This window comes from Burkholderia sp. 567 (assembly GCF_040545115.1).
In the GTDB taxonomy this organism is placed as follows: Bacteria; Pseudomonadota; Gammaproteobacteria; order Burkholderiales; family Burkholderiaceae; genus Burkholderia; species Burkholderia ambifaria.
In genome coordinates this window covers 345,373-366,646 of the sequence record NZ_JBEPLG010000002.1, presented here as the reverse complement: position 1 = coordinate 366,646, position 21,274 = coordinate 345,373, and the positions used below count along the sequence as shown (strand labels likewise).

The following is a 21,274-nucleotide window of genomic DNA, read 5'->3' as shown; positions in this document are numbered from 1 at the left end:
GTAGAATGTGGTTCGATCGAGTGACGAGGAAGACATGAACGAAGCGAAGAAGCTGCGCCGTACGTCGACGGGCGGCTACGCGCGCGGCGACGAGACGCGTCGGCGAATCATCGATGCGGCGATCGAATTGTTTGGCGAACACGGATTCGCGGGCGCATCGACGCGCGACATCGCCGCGAAGGCCGGCGTGAACGCGCCGGCGCTCCAGTACTACTTCGAAAACAAGGAAGGCGTGTACCGCGCGTGCGTCGAGGCGATTGCCGAGATCGGCTGGAGCGTGCTCGGGCCGGCAGTCGAGCATGCGCGCGCGGCGCTCGACGCGGAGGCGGACGTCGACGCGCTGATCGACGCGTTCATCGTCATCCTGCGCACGCTGGCCGACCGGATCTTCACGGTGCCGAAGACGCTGGGGCAACGGATGTTCTTCGCGCGCGAGCAGGTCGGGCAGGAGCCGGCAGGCGCGACCGACATTCTGATGAAGCGCGTGCGCAAACCGTTGAACGACGTGAGCGCCGAACTGGTCGGCCGGATCTCCGGGCGGCCGGCCGACGATCCCGTCACGCAGTTGCGCACGATGAGCCTGTTCGGGCAGTTGACGGTGTTCCACCTCGTGCAGCGCTCGGCACTGCAGTTGCTCGACTGGGACGGGTTCGACGGTGAAGGCGGCGCGCTGCTGATGGCGACGATCGCCGACCAGACGCGCGTGCTGCTCGAACACTGGCATGCGCAGCGCGGTGCCATTGTCGACGAAGCGCCGGTCGGCTTACGGCGCGGCGCGGGCGTGAAACGCGCGGCGAAGCCTGCTGCATCGACCGCCGCCGCGAAGCGCGTGCCGCGCACGAAGAAGCCGGCGGCACGCTGAGCGGCACGCGCGATCAGTTCGGCTTGCGCTCCGGCGGCGGCGCGGGATGCGTGTCGGCGGCAGGCATGTCGGCGGCATCGCCATCGTATTCGGGGCCCACGGGTCGCGAACCTTCGTCATACGCGACGAGGCTGCGCTGCGGATTCGCGATCCGGATTCCGCGTTCGCGGAACATCACCGCGATCCGCCGGTTGAACTCGCGCTGCACGCCCCAGCGTGCCGAGTCCTTGCACTGGATCTGTCCCGCCAGCGCGATCATCGCGCCGTCGACCTGGTCGATGCCCCAGTAGCTGAAATCCGACAGGATGCCGTCCTTGTAATTCGGGTCGTCGCGCAATGCGGCGCCGATCTCTTTCAGCGTCGCGATCGCGAGATCGATGTCCTGCCCGTAGGCGATGCTGACCTTGACGGCCGCATTGCCGAGCCCGCGGTTCGTGTTGTTGACGGTCGTCACCGAGCTGAACGGGATCGTGTACAGCGACCCGTCGCCCCCGCGCAGCCGCACGGTGCGGATCGACAGGTATTCGACCGTGCCCGACACGCCGGCGAGCGTGACCCAGTCGCCCACCTGCATCGCGTTCTCCATCAGCAGGAAGATCCCGGTGATGAAATCCTGCACGAGCTTCTGCGAGCCGAAGCCGAGCGCGACGCCGAAGATGCTGGCGCCGGCGAGCAGCGGGCCGATGTTCACGCCGATTTCGCTGAGGCCCGTCAGCACGACGACGAGCGCGATCAGGATGAACAGCAGCGAACGAAGCATCGGCAGCAGCGTGCGCAACCGCGCCGCGCGCACGAGATTGCCTTCGCGCGTCCATAGCTGCAGGCGCCGCTCGATCGCGATGTTCGCGGCTTCCCATACGAGCAGCGCGACGATGGCCGCGATCGCGATCGTGATCAGCGCCGATGCGAGCCGATGGCCGATCGTGCCGGTCCCGAACGCATGGAAGATCGGCACGCCCCAGGTCTGCAGCAGCAGCACGACGGTCACGACGGCGATCACCGCCGACACGATCTGGCGCATAAGCGGGTAGTAGCGGTACGCGTGCAGGTGGACGAGCGTGCGATCGTCGTCGCGGCGCTGGAACAGCCGCGCGAGCGCGCCGAACACGACGATCGACACGATCCGCATGCCGACGATCACGGCGATCGAGCGGCCGCCGAGCGTGATCAGCACGCGGTAGCCGTTGTGGACGTCGAGCGCCCACACGAACCACAACGCCATCACGACGAACACCGATACGGGCGCCCACGCGTCGGCGAGCGCGTTGCCGATCACCGCGAAGGCCGGCCGCTCGTCGCCGGCCGCGCGGATGCGCGCGGCGACCGGCTGGCGGCACCGCAGGATCAGCGCCGAGATCATCAGGTGGCCGACCAGCGCGACGGCTTTCAGCAGCGCGACGTGACCGGCGTCGCTGAGGCCGAAGCTCCCGGCGAGCTCGACCGCGGCGGTGCAGGCGCCGAGGACGATCGCGATCCGCGCGATCGAGCGCTGTGCGAACGCGGCCCACGCATCGCTGATGTGCAGCAGCCGCAGCTGCGGCGCATCGGGCTGGAAGAACAACCGGCTGACGATCGTCACGAGGCGGCAGATCACGTAGATGTCGATCAGCGATTCGAGTGCGATTTCGGTCGGCGTGCCGGCGTCGTCGAGCAACGACATCGTCAGGCTCGCGACGCCGACGAACACCAGCAGCGGCACGACCCGCAGCGCGAGGCTGATCAGCGCGCGCGGCATCCGGCGCAGCAGCGTGGTGTTGCGCCGCGCATGGCCGCGGCCTTGCGACGACGTATCGGGCCTGCCGGTGCCGTCCGCCCTGGCGGCGGCGTCGACCGTCGAGGCTGGCGCCGTGTGGTCGTCCGGGCCGGGCGGCTCGGACCCGGCGGGCTCGGCTGGCCCGGCTGACTCGTCTTCGGCAACGCGCGACGATTCGGCGCGACGCGCGCTCAGGGTGCCCAGCGCGCGCCGCAGCAGCCGCCGCGCGAACCATTCGATGACGAATGCCGGCACGAGCACGGCAAGGATGATCCCGATCGCGCGCGTGAGGTCCGCCCGTGCGTCGGCGCGGACCAGCCGCTCGTGCCACCAGTTGCCCACGGAGCCGACATCGAGCAGCGAGCTCAGCGATTCGCGCAGCGCGCCGCCGATTTGGGCGGCCCAGCGCGATCCCTGCCGGACGACCAGCGACGCGAGCCCGTTCGTCGTCAGCGCGGCGGGGGCGGCGGCAGCCGATGCCGCGCTGGCCGGCGCCGCGCCGCTCGCCGGCAGCGCGGGCGTGTTCAGCACGCCGACGGCCGCGATCGCGCGCAATGTGGTTTCGACCTGTTCGCGTTCGCGCGGGTTTTGCAGGACGGAGAGCGCCTGCTGCGCCTGTTGCGGCGTCAGCGCGGGCACGGCGCCGGAGGCGGCCGATGCGGCGGCATGGGCGGGAGCGGCCGCGTGGGCGGCCGAGACGACAGCGGCGAGCAGCCAGCCGAGCAGGAAATGTCGCATGAGTAGGCGTGCGGGCGCGCGCCGAAGCGTGGCCCGCCGGTCTGGACGATGGACGGAAGTTAACATGATCGCGAGCGCCGCCGAATAGTTCCGTCGATGAATATTCGATTCGGGCATACCGCACCGGGCATGCTGGATGCGGATTCCTGACGAATCAGCGTTCCTCATCGTGAAAGACCGGCAGCACGTGCTCGGCGATTTCTTCGATGACCTCGCGCACCGGCCGGTCCGAGCCGGGATTCAGCGTGACATGGTGCGTGCCGGCCGCGCGCATGTCCCGGAGAATGCCGATCAGCGCGTTGCGTCCGGTTGCGTAACCGAGCGACAGCGCGGTGGCCGGCGCGTCGCGATTCGCATCGAGATCGAGCCGCATCGACACGCCGAACGCGCGAAAGGCCGGTTGGGCGAGTCGCTCGACCGCCGCGCGCCACATCGAATGGCGCGCCCGCTGCGTGTCCGGATCGCGATGGTACGTCATCCAGCCAATCGCGTTCCGTGCGATCCAGTCGACGCTTTGTCCGCCGGTGCCGACCGCGAGCATCGGCACCGCGTCATCGCCGCGCGGCAGCAGCGTGAACTCGGGTGCGTCGGGCGGCCTTTCGTCGGGCACCACGCGGGACGGCACGGCGAGCGCGGCCGCGACGATGTCCCAATGCCGGCGATACCGGTCGCGCCGCGTTTGCGCGTCGACGCCGAACGCCGCATATTCGGGCGGCCGGTCGCCGGAGCCGAGGCCGAGGATGAAGCGTCCGCCGGACAGCGTCGCGACCGACAGCGCGCCCTTCGCGACATGCAGCGGATGACGCAGCGGCAGCACGATCGCGCCGCTCGCCAGCACGATCCGGCGCGTGCACGCCGCGAGCGCGCCGAACAGCACCCACGGATCGAGATGCCCGACCGGGTCGGGATAGTCGGCGCTGTTCAGCGGCACGTCGCGAATCCACAGCGCGCGAAAACCGAGCGAATCGGCCAGCGCCGCGAGTTCGAGCTGCTCGTTGAAATCCGCGACGGTGTGACCGCTGCGCAGCAGCGGCAACGTCAGGCCGATCGACAGTCGCTCGGCCGAGAAGACGCGATGCGCGACGTCGGCGCGGTCGAAGGCGGGCAGGGACATGTCCATTCCTTGAAGACGGGGCGAAGCGCTCGCGCGCCGTACGGTGTCCGAATGCTAACGTGTTCGCGATGTTCGCGACGCGATCCGCAGCGTCGTGCCCTGCGGCGCGAGACCGAGGCGCGCCGCCACGTGACGCGACGCCGGGTCAGGCGCCGACGACCGACCGCCGCGCGATGAACGCGGCCGGCGTCGGGCGATTGTAAGCAGATCGTCGGCGGCATGCAGGCGTCAAGCAGGCGCAAGCGTACGGCCGGCGCACGCATCCCCACTCCTGCAACTTCGCCGTCGCTCTCCCGGGCCGTTTCCCGTCGTTTCACTTTCGAAACATTCACGCATTTCCATTGCCGCGCGATTTGCATCGGGGTCGTTTCCGCGGCCCGCGCAGCCTTGCGCAGTGAAGCATGGTGCGCTCCTTGCATATCTGTATGTGCCGTGAGCGCGATCGCGGGCGCAGCAGGGGCCGGGCGATCGCTTCAGTGGGTCGGACGTACAGAAGACGGGGACAACAGAATGAAAACAGACCGAATCGCAACGCGCCGTGTTGCAAACATGAATCGCCGACCTGCCCGTGACTTCGCGTCGCCGTTGATTGCGGCGACGTGAGCGCGCGGCCTTCCATTCCTCCGAACCCACCGGATTCGTTCTGAACGACGACGTGCACGCGTGACGCGCGAGGCCGACGATTGCCGGTCGGTCGTCGGGGATGAACCGCCGGTGCATGCAGATGGCGACCATGACTTCCGGATCATCATGCCGACGCGCGAAACGCGGGCGCACCGCGCCCGACGCATGCGCGTGCGTGCCGCATGCGGTCCAGCGCGGCGATCCGCGCACCAAACAGGAAATAGAAGGTGTAGTTCCGGGGGAAGGTCCGCCGGCCGTGCCGCGGCGGATCCGATGACATTGTGCTGTCAGTTGATCCACTACCCCGATGGATCAATTGTTGAAGCGCCCGTCACCATGTGGTCGATGGGCGTCTTTTTTTGCGCGCCGGTCTCGCGCGCGGACCGCCGGCCCGATCGCTCGGCGTTCTGTATCATGTGCTGGCGCGCTGGCCGCCCGTGCGGTGCACGACCTGCCGCCGCGCCCGAACACGCGCCGCCAACATGAACGACACCATCTTGCACGACCCCTCATCCGCCAGCGTCGATCCGGCCGCGCTCGATGCGCTGCACACGTTCGTCGAGCGCCATCCGCGGCTGCTCGTGCTGACCGGTGCGGGCATCAGCACGGATTCCGGCATTCCCGGCTATCGCGACCACAACGGTCAATGGATGCGCTCGCCGCCGATCCAGCTGCACGAATTCCTCGGTTCCGATGCGGCGCGCCGACGCTACTGGGCGCGCAGCATGATCGGCTGGCCGGTGGTCGGGCGCGCGCAGCCGAACCGCTCGCACGTCGCGCTCGCGCGGCTCGGCGGCGCGGGCCGGATCGAGCGCCTCGTCACGCAGAACGTCGACGGCTTGCACCAGCGCGCGGGCAGCGGCGACGTGATCGAACTGCATGGCGGCATCAACCATGTCACGTGCCTCGATTGCGGCGCGCATCACGCGCGCGCGACGATCCAGACCGTGCTCGAAACGGACAACCCGGAACTGCTGGGCGCGCAGGCGGAGCCTGCCGCCGACGGCGACGCGCACCTCGAATGGGCCGCGCTCGACACGTTCCGCATTCCGGCCTGCCCGGCCTGCGGCGGCTTGCTGAAGCCGGCGGTGGTGTTCTTCGGCGAGAACGTGCCGCGCGAGCGCGTCGCGCTGGCGTCGCAGGCGCTCGATGCGGCCGATGCGCTGCTCGTCGTCGGCTCGTCGCTGATGGTGTATTCCGGCTATCGGTTCTGCGTGTGGGCGCAGGCGCGGAACAAGCCCGTCGCCGCGCTGAACCTCGGCCGTACGCGCGCCGATCCGATGCTGACGCTGAAGGTCGAGGCGCGTTGCGCGCCCGCGCTCGACGCGCTGAACGCGCGGCTGGGCGTGTGCGGCAGTGCGCCGGAGCACGCATCGTGACCGGGCCGACGTCTTCGCCCGATCCGTCCGCGCGGCTGTCGGCGCCGGCCGCCGAGCGCAATCGCGGGCCGATCCTCGACGTGCTGCGCCGCGTGCTGCCCGCGAGCGGCAGTGTGCTCGAAATCGCGAGCGGCACCGGGCAGCATGCGGTCCATTTCGCGCAGGCGCTGCCGGGGTTGCGCTGGCAGCCGAGCGATCCCGACGCGCACGCCCGCCGCTCGATCGCCGCGTGGGTCGCGCATGCGGGCCTCGCGAACCTGGCCGAGCCGCTGGCGTTCGACGTGCGCGACGCGGCCTGGCCGGCCGCGGCGCTCGACGCGATCGTCTGCATCAACATGATCCATATCTCGCCGTGGGCGTGCACCGACGCGCTGTTCGACGGCGCGTCGCGCGCGCTGCGCCCGGGCGGCGTGCTGTTCCTGTACGGCCCGTATCGCCGCGAAGGCCGGCACACGGCGCCGTCCAACGCAGCCTTCGACCAACAGCTGCGCAGCCGCGACCCGTCGTGGGGCGTGCGCGATCTCGAGGCGGTCGTGGCGCTGGGCCTCGATCGCGGGCTCGACTGCACCGAGGTCGTCGAGATGCCGGCGAACAACCTGAGCGTCGTGTTCCGCCGGCTGCCGCACGCGGAGCAATGACACGCCGGCGCGCATCGCGGCCGGGTTTCCACTATCCTTTCGCCTGTGCGCGCGGCCCGGTTCGGGTCGCGCCCCGTTTTTTCCGGAGAATTGAATAATGGGCAAACAAGCCATCGGTGTGATCGGACTCGCGGTGATGGGCCGCAATCTCGCACTCAATATCGAGAGCCGCGGTCATGCGGTGTCGGTGTACAACCGCAGCCGCGCGAAAACCGACGAACTGATCGCCGAATTCCCCGGTCGCAATCTGGTACCGACCTATACGCTCGAGGAGTTCGTCGCGTCGCTCGAAACGCCGCGCCGGATCCTGATGATGGTGAAGGCCGGCGAAGCGACCGATGCAACGATCGCCTCGCTCAAGCCGCTGCTCGAGAAGGGCGACGTGCTGATCGACGGCGGCAATACGCATTTCACCGACACGATCCGCCGCAACCAGGAACTCGCGCAATCGGGCCTGCATTTCATCGGCACCGGCGTGTCGGGCGGCGAAGAGGGCGCGCTGCGCGGCCCGTCGATCATGCCCGGCGGCCAGCGCGACGCATACGACCTGGTCGAGCCGATCCTCAAGCAGATCGCCGCGAAGGCGCCGTCGGACGGCGAGCCGTGCGTCGCGTACATGGGCCCGGACGGTGCGGGCCACTACGTGAAGATGGTCCACAACGGGATCGAATACGGCGACATGCAGCTGATCGCCGAGAGCTATGCGGTGCTGAAGGACGTCGCGGGCCTGACCAACGACGAACTCGGCGCGGTGTACACCGAGTGGAACCAGGGCGAGCTCGACAGCTACCTGATCGAGATCACGTCGAAGATCTTCGGCAAGAAGGACGACGCAACCGGCAAGCACCTCGTCGACGTGATCCTCGATCGCGCCGCGCAGAAGGGCACCGGCAAGTGGACGAGCCAGAACGCGCTGGATCTGGGCGTGCCGCTGCCGCTCATCACCGAGTCGGTGTTCGCACGCGTGCTGTCGTCGCTGAAGACGGAGCGCGTCGCGGCCAGCAAGATCCTGTCGGGCCCGGCCGCGGCACCGTTCGACGGCGATCGTGCGGCGTTCATCGAAGCGGTGCGCCGCGCGCTGTACCTGAGCAAGGTCATCTCGTACGCGCAGGGCTTCGCGCAGCTGCGCACGGCGTCCGAAGAGTACGGCTGGAGCCTCGACCTCGGGACGATCGCGAAGATCTTCCGCGCGGGCTGCATCATCCGCGCGCGCTTCCTGCAGAAGATCACGGACGCGTACGCGAAGGATCCGGCGCTCGCGAACCTGCTGCTCGACCCGTACTTCAAGGACATCGCCGCGAACTACCAGGCGTCGCTGCGCGACGTCGTGGTGGCCGCGGTGAAGGCCGGCGTGCCGGTGCCGGCGTTCGCGTCGGCGGTCGCGTACTTCGACAGCTACCGCTCCGAGCGGCTGCCGGCGAACCTTGTGCAGGCGCAGCGAGACTTCTTCGGCGCGCACACGTTCGAGCGCACCGACAAGCCGGGCAGCTTCCACGCGAACTGGTCGTAACGGGCTGCGAGGACGGTATTGTTGCGAAATTCTATTCTTTGAGTAGGGTTTTTCGTTCCCGGATCCCGGAATTGTTGGCTCCGCGGAAACAGTGTTTTCGTTCTTTCATGGTTTTCCCTAGGTGATCTCCGGACTAAACTTTGATCAATCGCTGCAGACATGGTGTGTGCGGCGAAGCAAAAAATACCGGAGGTAATCATGAAATCGCTGATCGCAACGTTCGCTGCAGCTGCTGTCCTCGCCGTTCCCGCCGTGTCGTTTGCCCAACAGAACGCGCCCGTCACCCGTGCGCAGGTCAAGGCCGAGCTGGCCGAGCTGCAACAGGCCGGCTACAAGCTGGGCAGCGACCGTACCGACTACCCGGCAGGCATCCAGGCAGCTGAAGCCCGTCTGAGCCCGCAACAAAACGTCGCCGCTGCCGATACGAGCGGCTACGGCGCGCAATCGGCCGCCCAGCAAGAGTCGGGCGCTCCGGCAGCCGCCAAGACCGGCTGGCAAGTGAAGCGCGTGTCGGATGGCGCACCGGTCTACAAGGGTCGTTAATCGCCTTCGATCGCCGGCCGCATGCGCGGCCTGAGCTGATCCCGAGCAGTACACGCAGCCCGTCGTTCCGCATCACGGAACGACGGGCTGTTTTCATTGGCGTCCGCCGCGTCAGTGCAGCGGCCGCGGGCCGCGGCCGATGTCCCGGAACAGCGCCTCGGCCGGTTCGAGCGCCTGCAGCCACGCTTCGTCGTAGCCACTCAGCGTGTCGAGCGCCTCGCGCAGCCGCTCGATCGCGAGCACCGGCAGCTCGACGCTGTGCCGGGTCGCGCCGCTCAGGTGCGCGACGCTCGCCAGCTGGACGAGGGCGTCCGCGGCTTCGGCGACGTCCGTCGCGAACACCAGGTGCCGGTTGAGCAATTCGACGAGGCCGCTGGAACCGGCGAAATCCTCGGCGTTGAGCTGCACGGATAGAAACGTCGCATTGTTCATGTTGATCTCCTCTTTATTGGCGGATCGTGCGGTGCATCTCCGAGTATAGGAGGTGGCCGGCAAGGGGGGCGGTGGCCGACCGGCCATCGCGGTCCGGCCACAGGAACCCGCCCGGACGCCCGCGTGGCGTGGCTTGCGGACCGTCGGCGCGTGGCCGGGGCGATGCAAGATTGTTGCCGGGTCAGGCGCCTGTCGCTGTCCCGACCGCGACAAATGGTATCTTTCACGATCGGGACGACGTGCAAATGGCGCGAAAAGGGGGCCGGTGAGCCCCGTCGCGTCGGCGTCCCGCTGTGGAAACTGACGGCCGCGACAGCGGTCGGACACTGGTTGGTCCGGCCATGCGGCCGGACATCGTGCGTGGCTTGCCGGAGGGCGGTGGGCGGCGCATCGACGCAAATCCGGGAGGACCCTTGAGAGAAACGATTCCGATCCACGAGGCGCTCGCGCGCTGGTTGCCGCAGGCGGCGTTGGTCGTCGCGGCCGCCGCGCTGACGGGCTGTACGATGACGCCGTGGACCGACAGCTGGCAGCCGGTGCGGCCGTCGACGCCCATGTCGGCCGCCACGCCGGGCGTGATCGCCGGCTATTACCGCGTGAATCCGGGCGACACGCTCGCCGGCATCGCCGCCGCCTACGGGCAGCGCGTGCAGGACCTGGCCAGCTGGAACCGCATGTCGCCCAATGACGCCGTGTCGCCCGGCCAGGTGCTGCGCGTCGCGCCGCCGCCTGCCGCGACGTCGCTCGGGCAGCCGTCCACCGCGGCGCAACCGGGCTCGCTGGCATGGCCGGCGACGGGAAGCGTCGCCGCGCCGTTCTCGGCCGGCAGGACGCGCGGCATCACGATCGCCGCGTCGGGCCCCGACCATTCGGTGCGGGCCGCGGCAAACGGGCGGGTGGTCTACGCCGGCTCCGGCGTGAAGGCGTACGGCCCGCTCGTGATCCTGAAGCACGACAACGGGCTCATCACGGCCTATGGGCACAACGGCAGGCTGCTCGTCAACGAAGGCGACGCGGTGCGTGTGGGCCAGCCGATCGCCGAGATGGGCACCGACGCGAGCGGCCGCTCGACGTTCGAGTTCGAGGTCCGGCAGAACGGCAAGGTCGTCGATCCGATGAACTTCCTGCCGCGCAACGGCGGCTGACGCGCCGCATCACGACGTGTGCGCCCGGCGGCGCACACGTTCCCGCCTTCATCCTTCCTTAAGCTCCGTGGCGTCAGACTGTCTCGCATGATTGCCGAGCCAGCGAATGCCCACCGCGAGCCCCGTCGCGCCGAGCGCGATCAGCGAACACTGGATCGCGACCGGCAGATAGCCGTGCGGCCGGGGATCGACGAACGGATACGGATACCAGTTCTCCACCGAGCCGCGCACGAGCGTATAGCCGAGATAGACGATCGGAAAGGCGAGCCATGCGAGCGCGCTGCGCCACGGGATCGGCGAGCGCGGCTCCACGTACAGCCAGTCGCACAGCACCACGAGCGGCACGATCCGGTGCAGGACCCAGTTGTTCAGGGCTGGTGTGACGTGCAGCAGCGCATCGAGCCGGGCGAGCAGCAGCTCGTAGACGATCGCGGTGATCAGCATGTAGAGCACGGCGGCGCCGCGCATCGATTCATAGCGGGGCGAGCCCGGGCGCGTGACGCGCGACAGCCCCGCGATCAGCATGACCGCCGCATACAGGCTGCTCAGTTGGGTGAAGTAGCTGAGGTAGTTGCCGAGATGAAAGGTCGGCATGGCCCAGTAGTCGGCGACGCTGTGCAGCGTCGTCGACACCGCGAGCAACGCGGCGATCAGCCGGTAGGCCGCAACGAAGAACGCTTTGCTCATGATGCCCGCGCAACGTCGCACGAAAGCTTCATCGTGCCACAGCCATCGGCGCGCGCGATGCGGATTTTCCATATGACGGCGCGGTGACGCGTGGCTGCGCGAATTCTTCGGATATTTGATCGGGCCGGGCAACAGCGGCCGCACGCGGGGCTACAATCGGTGCAGCCGCCGGGTACCGCCCGGCGCTGCATCTGCCTGCCCCACACATACAAACGAGAAACACGAGACCAAGCATGAGAAACATCCTCGCGAAACAGACGCGCTACAGCTCGCCTGCGATCTTCTTTCACTGGATCATCTTCTTGCTGGTGGCGCTGGCCTACCTGGCCATCGAGATTCGCGGACCGAAAGGCAGCGACAGTCGCGCGTTCTGGATGAACGTGCACTTGCTCGCGGGTACGTCGGTGCTCGTGCTCTCGGTGCTGCGCGTGTTGTGGCGGGTGGTCAGCCGCGTGCCGGAGCCCATCGTGCAGGCGCCGCTGCTCAAGTGGCTGTCGAAGCTCGCGCATGTCGCGCTGTACGTATTCATCATCGCCCAGCCGCTGCTCGGCATCATGATGATCAACATGGGCGGCAAGCCCGTGTCGCTCGACTGGATCGGCGTGTCGTTCACGCTGTTCGGCCCCGACAAGGCGCTGCGGCCGACGATCAAGGAGGTCCACGAACTGCTCGGCAATGCGTTCTACTTCGTGATCGGCCTGCATGCGCTGGCCGCGCTTTATCACCATTTCGTGCGGCGCGACGACGTGCTGCGACGCATGGCGCCGTGATCGCCGCGTGCTGAAGCCGCGCGGCGGCCGGGGGCGCATGGTTGTGTTGACAACCATGCGCCCCCGGTTCGTTTACCGCGATGCGCGGCTGGCCTTCGCGGCGAACCTTCGGTAACATCTCGGCTGTTTTTACATTCCGCTTACGCGTCGCCGCGCATGCTGCATCGACATCGTCATCTGACCGCCTGGCTCGGCGTGTTCGCGATCTGGCTCGCGATCGCGGCGCCGCTGGTGTCGCAGTGGCGCCTCGCACGGGTGGCCACCCCCGACGCGATTGTCTGCGGTAGCGAGCATGGCGCGCACCGCGCGCCCGATGCAGGCCACGCGCACGATCCCGCGCGCCATCTCGATGCGTGCGGCTATTGCGGCTTCTTCGCGCACAGTCCCGCGATCGGCGGCGCGGCCGCCGTATCGTTCGCTTTCGTCCCCACCGAGGTCGTTTCCGCCGTCGCGCCGCATGCCGTCGCGCCGCGCGCCACACCCTATCCGCGCGCGTATCCACGCGCACCGCCCGAGCGCGCCTGACGCGCTGTCTTCCGTTCCATTCATCGCCGACATCCGTGCGGTCCGTCGAGGCCGCGTGGAGGGCGTCACTCGGGCTTTCGATCATGACCATTCCTTCCTTGCGCACGCCGAGGGCGTCGCGCCATTGCCGCGCGCGATGCGTGCCGCGCATGCTGAAACTCACCATTCCCGCGCTGGCCGTCGGCGCGATGAGCGCGGCGGCCGCCGCTGAAGCCGCGCGCGCGGCCGGTGCGCCGACGGACGACGCGGCCGTGCTGCTGCCGCCCGTCGAAGTCGTCGCGTCGCCGCTGACGACACCGCTCGTCATCGTCACGGATCCGAAGACGCCGCGCCAGCCGCTGCCGGCCAGCGACGGCGCCGACTACCTGAAGACGATCCCCGGCTTCACGTCGATCCGCAGCGGCGGGACGAACGGCGACCCCGTGCTGCGCGGGATGTTCGGTTCGCGGCTGAACATTCTTGCGAACGGGATGCCGACGCTCGGTGCGTGTCCGAACCGGATGGATGCGCCGACCTCGTATATCGCGCCGGAAAGCTATGACAAGGTCACGGTCGTGAAGGGGCCGCAGACCGTGCTGTACGGCCCCGGCGCATCGGCCGGCACCGTGCTGTTCGAACGCGTGACGCCGCGTTTCGAGCGCCCCGGCATGCGCTTCGACGGCAGCGTGGTGGGCGGGTCGTTCGGCCGCAACGACCAGAACGTCGACGTGACGGCCGGCACGCCGGACGTCTATGGCCGCGTGAGCGCGAACCACGCGCACGCGCAGGATTACAAGGACGGCAATGGCAACACCGTGCCGTCGCAATGGGACAAATGGAACGCGGATGCGGCGCTCGGCTGGACACCCGACGATCACACGCGCGTCGAACTGACGGCCGGCACCGGTGACGGTTATGCGCGCTATGCGGGGCGCGGGATGGACGGCGCGCATTTCCGCCGCGAGACGTTCGGCCTGTCGTTCGACAAGCGGCATCTCGGCGACGTGCTCGAGCGCATCGAGGCGCGCGTGTACTACAACGAAGCCGACCATGTGATGGACAACACCACGCTGCGGCAGCCCGACCCGACCAGCAGCATGCCGATGCGGATGGCATCCGAAGTGCGGCGCCGCACGCTCGGCGCGCGGGCGGCGGCGACGTTTAGTTTCGGCGACGACTTCAAGCTCGTCACCGGCGTCGACGCGCAGTCGAACCGGCTCGACGCGCGCTCGGCGATGGGGCGGCAGAACTACGGCGACCAGCCGTGGGATGCGCAGGCGACGATGTGGAATGCGGGCGCGTTCGGCGAGCTGACGTGGTACGCGAGCGATGCGGCGCGCGTGATCGGCGGCGCGCGGGTCGACTACGCGAGCGCTCGCGACAAGCGTGCGACGACGAGCGGGATGATGGCGAGCAAGCCGAACCCGACCTTCGACGACGATCGCGCGCGCGTGCTGCCGAGCGGCTTCGTGCGCTACGAGCGCGATCTCGCGTCGCTGCCGGTCACGTGGTACGCGGGAGTCGGTCACGCGGAACGCTATCCGGATTACTGGGAGCTGTTCTCCGCGAAGCGTGGGCCGGCCGGTTCGGTCAACGCGTTCTCGGCGGTGCAGCCGGAGAAGACCACGCAGCTCGACATCGGCGCGCAGTACAAGAGCGAGCGGGTCGATGCGTGGGTGTCGGCCTACGCGGGCTATGTGCAGGACTACATCCTGTTCAATTACGCGGCCGGGATGATGGGCCCGACCACGCAGGCGACCAACGTCAACGCGCAGATCTTCGGTGGCGAAGCCGGCGTGTCGTGGCGGCCGGTCGCACCGCTGCGCGTCGAGACGTCGCTTGCTTATGCATGGGGGCGCAACGCGACGAGCGGCGATCCGTTGCCGCAGATGCCGCCGCTCGAGGCGCGCGTCGGGCTCGAATACACGCGCGGCGCATGGTCGGCCGGCGGCTTGTGGCGGATCGTTGCGCCGCAGCATCGCTATGCGCTGAACGAGGGCAACGTGGTCGGCAAGGACTTCGGTCCGAGCGCCGGGTTCGGCGTGCTGTCGCTGCACGCGCAGTACAACGTCAGCAAGAAGGTGCAGATTTCGGTCGGCGTCGACAACCTGCTGGACAAGGCCTATGCGGAACACCTGAACCTCGCCGGCAACGCGGGCTTCGGCTATCCGGCGAATGCGCCGGTGATGGAGCCGGGGCGTACGGCATGGGTGCGCGTGAGCGCGAAGCTGTAATCCCTGGGGCGCGTGTGCGATGCAGCATGCGCGCGCATCCACGCGACCCCGCCCGAACGGGCGGGGCACGTCAAGCGATTAGAGAACCGTATCTAGTCAGGGCGCAAACGTTGGCGACTCGTGATTCACTCCCGCATTCGACGCACACGATGGCCGCGACTGTCGGCAACGTGCCGTGCGCGTCGATCCGATCTCATTCGCACCGGCAGCACAATAATCAGGAGAACAAGCATGGCCAGATCGATGCGTTCCAGGGTGGTGGCAGGAGCAGTGGCATGCGCGATGAGCGTCGCGCCGTTCGCGGGGGCGACCGCGCTGATGACGCTCGCGACGACGCATGCGGCGATGGCGGCGACCGCGCCGTCGGACGACTACGCGACGACGCGTTATCCGATCATTCTCGTGCACGGGCTCACCGGCACCGACAAGTACGCGGGCGTGCTCGACTACTGGTATGGCATTCAGGAGGACCTGCAACAGCACGGCGCGACCGTCTACGTCGCGAACCTGTCCGGATTCCAGAATGACGACGGTCCGAACGGACGCGGCGAACAGTTGCTCGCTTACGTGAAGACGGTGCTCGCCGCGACCGGTGCGACCAAGGTCAATCTGGTCGGTCATAGCCAGGGCGGCCTCACGTCGCGCTATGTGGCGGCCGTCGCGCCTGATCTCGTCGCATCGGTCACGACGATCGGCACGCCGCATCGCGGCTCCGAGTTCGCCGATTTCGTGCAGGGCGTGCTCGCCTATGATCCGACCGGGCTGTCGTCGTCGGTGATCGCTGCGTTCGTCAATGTGTTCGGAATCCTGACGAGCAGCAACAACAACACGAACCAGGACGCGCTCGCCGCGCTGAAGACGCTGACGACCGCCCAGGCCGCCACGTACAACCAGAACTATCCGAGCGCGGGCCTCGGCGCGCCGGGCAGTTGCCAGACGGGTGCGCCGACGGAGAGCGTCGGCGGCAATACGCACCTGCTGTATTCGTGGGCCGGCACGGCGATCCAGCCGACTATTTCCGCGTTGGGCGTCACGGGCGCGACCGACACCAGCACGATTCCGCTGGTCGATCCGGCGAACGCGCTCGACCTGTCGACGCTTGCGTTGCTCGGCACGGGCACGGTGATGATCAATCGCGCGTCGGGCCAGAACGACGGGCTCGTGTCGAAGTGCAGCGCGTTGTACGGGAAGGTGCTGAGCACGAACTACAAGTGGAACCATGTCGACGAGATCAACCAGTTGCTCGGCGTGCGCGGTGCGTATGCGGAAGATCCGGTCGCGGTGATCCGCACGCATGCGAACCGGCTGAAGCTCGCGGGCGTGTAATCGATGACGGCACGTGAAGGACGCGCGCCGCGGGTGCGGCGCGTGGCGGTTTACGGTGCGGTCGGGCTGGCGGCGATCGCCGGCGTCGCGATCTGGAGCGGCGCGGCGTCGCATCGCGGCACCGACACGGCGCGCCTGTCGGCCGATCCGGCGGCGCGCGACGGCGGCAGCGCCGCACCGCTGCCGCCCGCACTGCCGGCAAGCGCGGGCCTGCCCGCGCCGCTCGCCGGTTCCAGCGCGCCGCGGCTGCCGCTCGATGCCGGCGGCCATCTCGCGAAGTCGCGCGCGGTCCGCGATTTCTTCGACTATTGCCTGAGTGCGCGGAGCGACCTGAGCGCGACCGCGCTCGATGCGCTCGTCGTGCGCGAGATCGCCGCGCAGCTCGACGGCACGATCGCGCAGCCCGAGGCGCTCGACGTCTGGCATCGATATCGCGCATATCTCGACGCGCTCGCGAAGCTGCCGGACGCCGGCGCGGTCGACAAGTCGGATCTCGGTGCGCTGCAGCTCGCGCTCGACCAGCGCGTGTCGATCGCGTACCGGACGCTCGGCGACTGGAGCCAGCCGTTCTTCGGCGCAGAGCAGTGGCGGCAGCGCTACGATCTCGCCCGGTTGAAGATTGCGCAGGACCGCACGCTGACGGAGGCGCAGAAGGCGGAGCGGCTCGCGGCGCTCGCGCAGCAGATGCCGGCCGACGAACGCGCGGCACGGCAGAAGGCCGACCGGCAGCAGGCCGCGATCGACCAGATCGCGCAATTGCAGAAGAGCGGGGCGACGCCCGACGCGATGCGCGCGCAACTGACGCAGACGCTCGGGCCCGACGCCGCCGCACGCGTCGCGCAGATGCAGCAGGACGACGCGTCGTGGCAGAGCCGCTACGCCGAGTATGCGGCGCAGCGCGCGCAGATCGAAGCGGCCGGGCTGTCGCCGCAGGATCGCGACGCGCAGGTCGCCGCGCTCAGGCAGCGCATGTTCACGAAGCCCGGCGAAGCAGTGCGAGCGGCGTCGCTCGACCGCGGCGCGGCGGCCGCGCGATGACGAACGATAACGCGTGATCGCGCACGATGGCGCACGCCATCACGCCGCGCGCGTGAAGTGCCGCGGCAGGTGCTGTTCGATGGTTGCCGCGAGCGTGTCGAACGCGGGGCCGATGCCTTCGTGCGCGACGCATGCATAGCCGAGCAGCAGGCCGCGCCGCGCGGTGTCCAGCCGGCTGTAGTAGCTGGTCAGCGGGCGCACGATCACGCCCGCGTCGAATGCGCTTTGCGTGACCGCGCGATCGTCGCAGGCATCGGGCAGGCCGAGCACCAGATGCAGGCCGGCTTCGTCGCCCATCACCGGCAGCGCGTCGCCGAAGCGCGCATGGATCGCATCGATCAGCAATTGCCGGCGCTCGCCGTACAGCGTGCGCATTCGTCTGACGTGCGAAGTGAGGTGCCCGTCCATGATGAATTCGGCGAGCACGGCCTGCTGCATCAGCTGGCCCTCGCGATACAGCTCCGAGAGCCCGGTGCGGAACGTGTCGACCAGATGCTCGGGCACGACCATGTAGCCCATCCGCAGGCCCGGGAACAGCATCTTGCCGAGGCTGCCGACGTAGATCACGCGACCGCCGTCGTCGAGCCCCTGCAGCGACGCGAGCGGGCGGCTGCCGTAGCGGAATTCGCTGTCGTAGTCGTCCTCGATGATCCAGCAGCGGTGCCGGCGCGCGTATTCGAGCAGCATCCGGCGCCGCGCGAGGCTCATCACCATCCCGAGCGGATACTGGTGCGACGGCGTGACGAGCACGAGCCGCGGCGGCTGCTGCATGTCGCTCGCGCTCGGATCGATGCCTTCCTGGTCGACCGGCACCGGCGTGAGCGTGAGGCCGGTCGCCTGCAGCACGCTGCGCACGCCCCAGTAGCACGGCTCCTCGACCCACGCGCGATCGCCGATGTCGGACAGCAGCCGCACCGCGAGGTCGATCGACTGGTGGATGCCGGTCGTGATGATCACCTGGTCCGGCGAGCATTTGACCGAGCGCGCGACGCGCAGGTAGTCGGCGAGCGCGCGGCGCAGCGGCCGGTAGCCGCCGCCCGGCGCATAGGTCAGCAGCTCGGGATTCGCTTCCTTCCACAGTCGCGCCTGCAGGCGGCTCCACGTGCGGCTCGGGAATTCCGACACGTCTGGCACGCCCGGCATGAACGCGCCCCATTGACGTCGCGACACGCCCGCGTGCTCGATCAGTTGCCGGCCGCGCATCGACAAGCCGCCGTGCGCGTCCGGCAGCGGCGGTTCGTCGGCGGCTGACGGCGGCGGCGCGGCGCCCGGCGCGTGGATGACGGCGGCGTCCGGCCGCGTGTCGGCCACGTAGGTGCCGCTGCCGGTCGTGGTCAGCACGTAGCCTTCGGCGGTGAGCTGGTCGTACACGTGCAGCACGGTATTGCGCGCAATCGACAGGTCGGCCGCGAGCGTGCGCGAACTCGGCAGTTTTGTGCCCGGCCCCAATTCTCCGGTCAAGATGGCCTGCTGCATCAGCTGCAGCAACTGCCGGTACATCGGTTCGGGCGAGCTGCGGTCGATCCGGCCGGAGAGCCAGTCGGCGACGATGACGGTGTCCAAAGTGGTCCCACGCGGAATATTGAAATGGTTCCCTATTGTAGGACCGTGCGCGCCGTATAGTGAATCTCATCTCATAATCAATTGTCGCGCAGCAAGGGGACAGCCACGATGAAGTCCGATGATGTGATCGTCAGCTTTCGCGGCGTGCGGAAGACCTACGACGGGGAGACGCTGGTCGTCAAATCGCTCGACCTCGATATCCACCGAGGGGAATTCCTGACGCTGCTCGGGCCGTCCGGCTCGGGCAAGACCACCTGCCTGATGATGCTGGCGGGCTTCGAGTTTCCGACGGGCGGTGAAATCTGGCTCGACGGCGAACTGCTGAATACCGTGCCGCCGCACAAGCGCAACATCGGCATGGTGTTCCAGAACTACGCGCTGTTCCCCCATCTGACGGTCGAGCAGAACGTCGCGTATCCGCTGACGGTGCGCAAGCTGTCGGCCGCCGAGCGCGCGGAGCGCGTCGCGCATGCGCTGAAGATGGTGCAGATGGAACGCTTCGCGAAGCGCTATCCGGCGCAGTTGTCGGGCGGCCAGCAGCAGCGCATCGCGCTCGCGCGTGCCCTCGTGTTCGAGCCGAAGCTGGTGCTGATGGACGAGCCGCTCGGCGCGCTCGACAAGCAGTTGCGCGAACACATGCAGTACGAACTGAAGGCGCTGCACGAGAAGCTCGGCGTGACCTTCGTCTACGTGACGCACGACCAGGGCGAGGCGCTGACGATGTCCGATCGCGTCGCCGTGTTCGACAAGGGCATCGTGCAGCAGCTCGATACCGTCGATTGCCTGTACGAATCGCCGTGCAACGAATTCGTCGCGAACTTCATCGGCGACAGCAACCGGCTGCGCGGCACCATCGCGCGCGTCGACGGCGAGTTCTGCGAATTCCGGCTCGACGACGGCACGCAGCTCGTCGGGCGTCGCATCGGCGATGCGGCCGCAGGCGCGCCGGCCGTCGCGTGCATCCGCCCGGAACGCATGAGCCTTGCCGCCAACGGGCACGCGAATGGTGCCCACGCCAATCGCGTGACCGGCGAGGCGCGCAGTCTCATCTATTTCGGCGATCACGTGCGCATGCGCTGCGCGCTGCCGGGCCAGGAGGAATGCTTCGTGAAGGTGCCGCTCGGCACGGATGCGCTCCATGCGTTCGCGCCCGGCGCACCGGTCGCGCTCGCCTTCGCGCCCGAGCACCTGCGCGTGTTCGCGTGACACCGGGTTTCACCGTTTTTCCGTAGCACGTACGTCGTCAACAACAAAGCCCATTTCCACCACGAGAGGAGAGGAACCATCATGAACGGAGCAAGCTCAACCGCACGTCGCACCGCGCTCGCACTGGCACTGGCTGTCGTCGGCGCATCGGCCACGGCGGCCGAACTCACGGTCGTCAACTTCGGCGGCGCGAACGGCGACGCGCAGAAAGCCGCATTCAACCAGCCGTTCGAGAAGGCGACCGGCAACAAGGTCACGGCCGTCGAGTACAACGGCGAGCAGGCGAAAGTGAAGGCGATGGTCGAGGCGAAGCACGTCAACTGGGACGTGGTCGAAGTCGAATCGGGCGACCTGAACCGCGGCTGCGACGAAGGGCTGTACGAGAAGCTCGACTGGTCGAAGATCGCGAAGAAGTCCGACCTGATTCCGGAAGCGCCGCAGGTGTGCGGCGTCGGCTTCTTCGTGTGGTCGACCGCGCTGTCCTACAACGCGGACAAGCTGAAGTCCGCGCCGACCGGCTGGGCCGATTTCTGGAACGTGAAGAAATTCCCCGGCAAGCGCGGGATGCGCAAGGGCGCGCGCTACAACCTCGAGTTCGCGCTGATGGCCGACGGCGTCGCGACGAAGGACGTGTACAAGGTACTCGGCACGAAGGCCGGCCAGGATCGCGCGTTCAAGAAGCTCGACGAGCTGAAGCCGTACATCCAGTGGTGGGAAGCCGGCGCGCAGCCGCCGCAGTTCCTGGTGGCCGGCGACGTCGTGATGTCGACCGCGTACAACGGCCGTATCGATGCCGCGCAGAAGGAAGGCAAGAACCTGAAGGTCGTGTGGAACGGCAGCATCTACGACCTCGACTACTGGGCGATTCCGAAGGGTTCGCCGAACAAGGCGCTGGCCGAGAAATACATCGCGTACACGCTCACGCCGAAGCCGCAGCAAGCGTATGCGCAGCACATCGCGTACGGGCCGACGAACGTCGCGGCGATCAAGTCGCTCGACGCGAAGACGCTCGCGAACCTGCCGAACTCGCCGGCCAACGGCAAGAACGCGGTGCTGGAGGACATCGGCTTCTGGACCGACCACAGCGACGAGCTCGAGCAGCGCTTCAGCGCGTGGGCCACGAAGTAAGCGTCTTCAGGCTGTCCTGATGCAACCTGCCGCGCGACGCGCCGAACGCGTCGCGCGGCATTCCGCCGGATCGAGCCCGG

The 21,274-nt window shown here is 68.2% G+C and carries 18 protein-coding genes; 13 read left to right on the top strand and 5 right to left on the bottom strand.

All coding sequences use genetic code 11. The features are described 5' to 3' along the window. Positions 1-34: 34 nt before the first annotated feature. Positions 35-862, top strand: coding sequence for a CerR family C-terminal domain-containing protein (locus ABIC50_RS07130; RefSeq protein ID WP_354162641.1), 828 nt, complete (start codon positions 35-37; stop codon positions 860-862). 13 nt (positions 863-875) lie between these two features. Here the strand turns inward: ABIC50_RS07130 and ABIC50_RS07125 are convergent, their stop codons facing one another. Together ABIC50_RS07125 and ABIC50_RS07120 are read right to left on the bottom strand one after the other, a co-directional pair. Further along, complete coding sequence (locus ABIC50_RS07125; protein ID WP_354162638.1) at positions 876-3,353, bottom strand: mechanosensitive ion channel family protein; 2,478 nt, start codon at positions 3,351-3,353, stop codon at positions 876-878. A gap of 154 nt (positions 3,354-3,507) precedes the next feature. Continuing rightward, positions 3,508-4,467, bottom strand: a complete 960-nt coding sequence (locus ABIC50_RS07120) for an LLM class oxidoreductase (protein ID WP_354162635.1) — start codon at positions 4,465-4,467, stop codon at positions 3,508-3,510. A 1,106-nt stretch (positions 4,468-5,573) separates the two neighbouring features. Between ABIC50_RS07120 and ABIC50_RS07115 the strand changes: the two genes are divergently transcribed. From ABIC50_RS07115 to ABIC50_RS07100, 4 genes are all read left to right on the top strand, one after another. Further along, entirely contained in the window at positions 5,574-6,470 is an 897-nt protein-coding gene (locus ABIC50_RS07115) for an NAD-dependent protein deacetylase (RefSeq protein ID WP_354162633.1), read from the top strand. Further along, the gene (locus tag ABIC50_RS07110; RefSeq protein ID WP_354162630.1) at positions 6,467-7,108 is read left to right on the top strand and encodes a DUF938 domain-containing protein; all 642 of its coding nucleotides are present in this window, start codon (positions 6,467-6,469) and stop codon (positions 7,106-7,108) included. Before ABIC50_RS07115 ends, ABIC50_RS07110 begins: the two co-directional genes overlap by 4 nt. A 97-nt stretch (positions 7,109-7,205) precedes the next feature. Further along, positions 7,206-8,618, top strand: coding sequence for an NADP-dependent phosphogluconate dehydrogenase (gene gnd / locus ABIC50_RS07105; RefSeq protein WP_006760524.1), 1,413 nt, complete (start codon positions 7,206-7,208; stop codon positions 8,616-8,618). A 198-nt stretch (positions 8,619-8,816) separates the two neighbouring features. Continuing rightward, on the top strand, positions 8,817-9,161 hold the full coding sequence (locus ABIC50_RS07100) for a DUF4148 domain-containing protein (RefSeq protein WP_006754857.1): 345 nt from the start codon (positions 8,817-8,819) through the stop codon (positions 9,159-9,161). A gap of 111 nt (positions 9,162-9,272) precedes the next feature. Here the strand turns inward: ABIC50_RS07100 and ABIC50_RS07095 are convergent, their stop codons facing one another. Then, positions 9,273-9,593, bottom strand: a complete 321-nt coding sequence (locus ABIC50_RS07095) for a hypothetical protein (protein ID WP_011658328.1) — start codon at positions 9,591-9,593, stop codon at positions 9,273-9,275. Between the two features lie 413 nt (positions 9,594-10,006). Between ABIC50_RS07095 and ABIC50_RS07090 the strand changes: the two genes are divergently transcribed. Then, a complete protein-coding gene (locus ABIC50_RS07090) occupies positions 10,007-10,738 on the top strand; it encodes a peptidoglycan DD-metalloendopeptidase family protein (protein WP_175655096.1) in 732 nt (243 codons plus the stop codon). A gap of 48 nt (positions 10,739-10,786) precedes the next feature. Here the strand turns inward: ABIC50_RS07090 and ABIC50_RS07085 are convergent, their stop codons facing one another. Further along, positions 10,787-11,425, bottom strand: coding sequence for a Pr6Pr family membrane protein (locus ABIC50_RS07085; RefSeq protein WP_175655095.1), 639 nt, complete (start codon positions 11,423-11,425; stop codon positions 10,787-10,789). Between the two features lie 233 nt (positions 11,426-11,658). On the opposite strand from ABIC50_RS07085, the gene ABIC50_RS07080 reads away from it, so the two are divergent. From ABIC50_RS07080 to ABIC50_RS07060, 5 genes are all read left to right on the top strand, one after another. Further along, a complete protein-coding gene (locus tag ABIC50_RS07080; RefSeq protein WP_105831388.1) occupies positions 11,659-12,195 on the top strand; it encodes a cytochrome b in 537 nt (178 codons plus the stop codon). A 156-nt stretch (positions 12,196-12,351) separates the two neighbouring features. Continuing rightward, positions 12,352-12,720 carry a DUF2946 domain-containing protein gene (locus tag ABIC50_RS07075; RefSeq protein ID WP_175663130.1) on the top strand — a complete coding sequence of 123 codons (369 nt, stop codon included), beginning with the start codon at positions 12,352-12,354 and terminating at the stop codon, positions 12,718-12,720. Positions 12,721-12,803: 83 nt separating this feature from the next. Further along, positions 12,804-14,933, top strand: coding sequence for a TonB-dependent copper receptor (locus tag ABIC50_RS07070; protein ID WP_354162627.1), 2,130 nt, complete (start codon positions 12,804-12,806; stop codon positions 14,931-14,933). A 231-nt stretch (positions 14,934-15,164) separates the two neighbouring features. Beyond that, positions 15,165-16,259, top strand: coding sequence for a triacylglycerol lipase (locus tag ABIC50_RS07065; RefSeq protein ID WP_354162624.1), 1,095 nt, complete (start codon positions 15,165-15,167; stop codon positions 16,257-16,259). 3 nt (positions 16,260-16,262) lie between these two features. Continuing rightward, entirely contained in the window at positions 16,263-17,297 is a 1,035-nt protein-coding gene (locus ABIC50_RS07060) for a lipase secretion chaperone (protein ID WP_354162621.1), read from the top strand. 39 nt (positions 17,298-17,336) lie between these two features. Here ABIC50_RS07060 and pdxR read toward each other — a convergent pair whose 3' ends face one another. Then, positions 17,337-18,860, bottom strand: a complete 1,524-nt coding sequence (gene pdxR, locus ABIC50_RS07055; RefSeq protein WP_175713524.1) for a MocR-like pyridoxine biosynthesis transcription factor PdxR — start codon at positions 18,858-18,860, stop codon at positions 17,337-17,339. A gap of 108 nt (positions 18,861-18,968) precedes the next feature. Here pdxR and ABIC50_RS07050 point away from each other — a divergent pair, with 108 nt between their 5' ends. Both ABIC50_RS07050 and ABIC50_RS07045 read left to right on the top strand, forming a co-directional pair. Continuing rightward, positions 18,969-20,066 carry an ABC transporter ATP-binding protein gene (locus ABIC50_RS07050; RefSeq protein WP_354162618.1) on the top strand — a complete coding sequence of 366 codons (1,098 nt, stop codon included), beginning with the start codon at positions 18,969-18,971 and terminating at the stop codon, positions 20,064-20,066. An 81-nt stretch (positions 20,067-20,147) separates the two neighbouring features. Beyond that, positions 20,148-21,194, top strand: a complete 1,047-nt coding sequence (locus ABIC50_RS07045; protein WP_011658338.1) for an ABC transporter substrate-binding protein — start codon at positions 20,148-20,150, stop codon at positions 21,192-21,194. Positions 21,195-21,274: the final 80 nt, after the last annotated feature.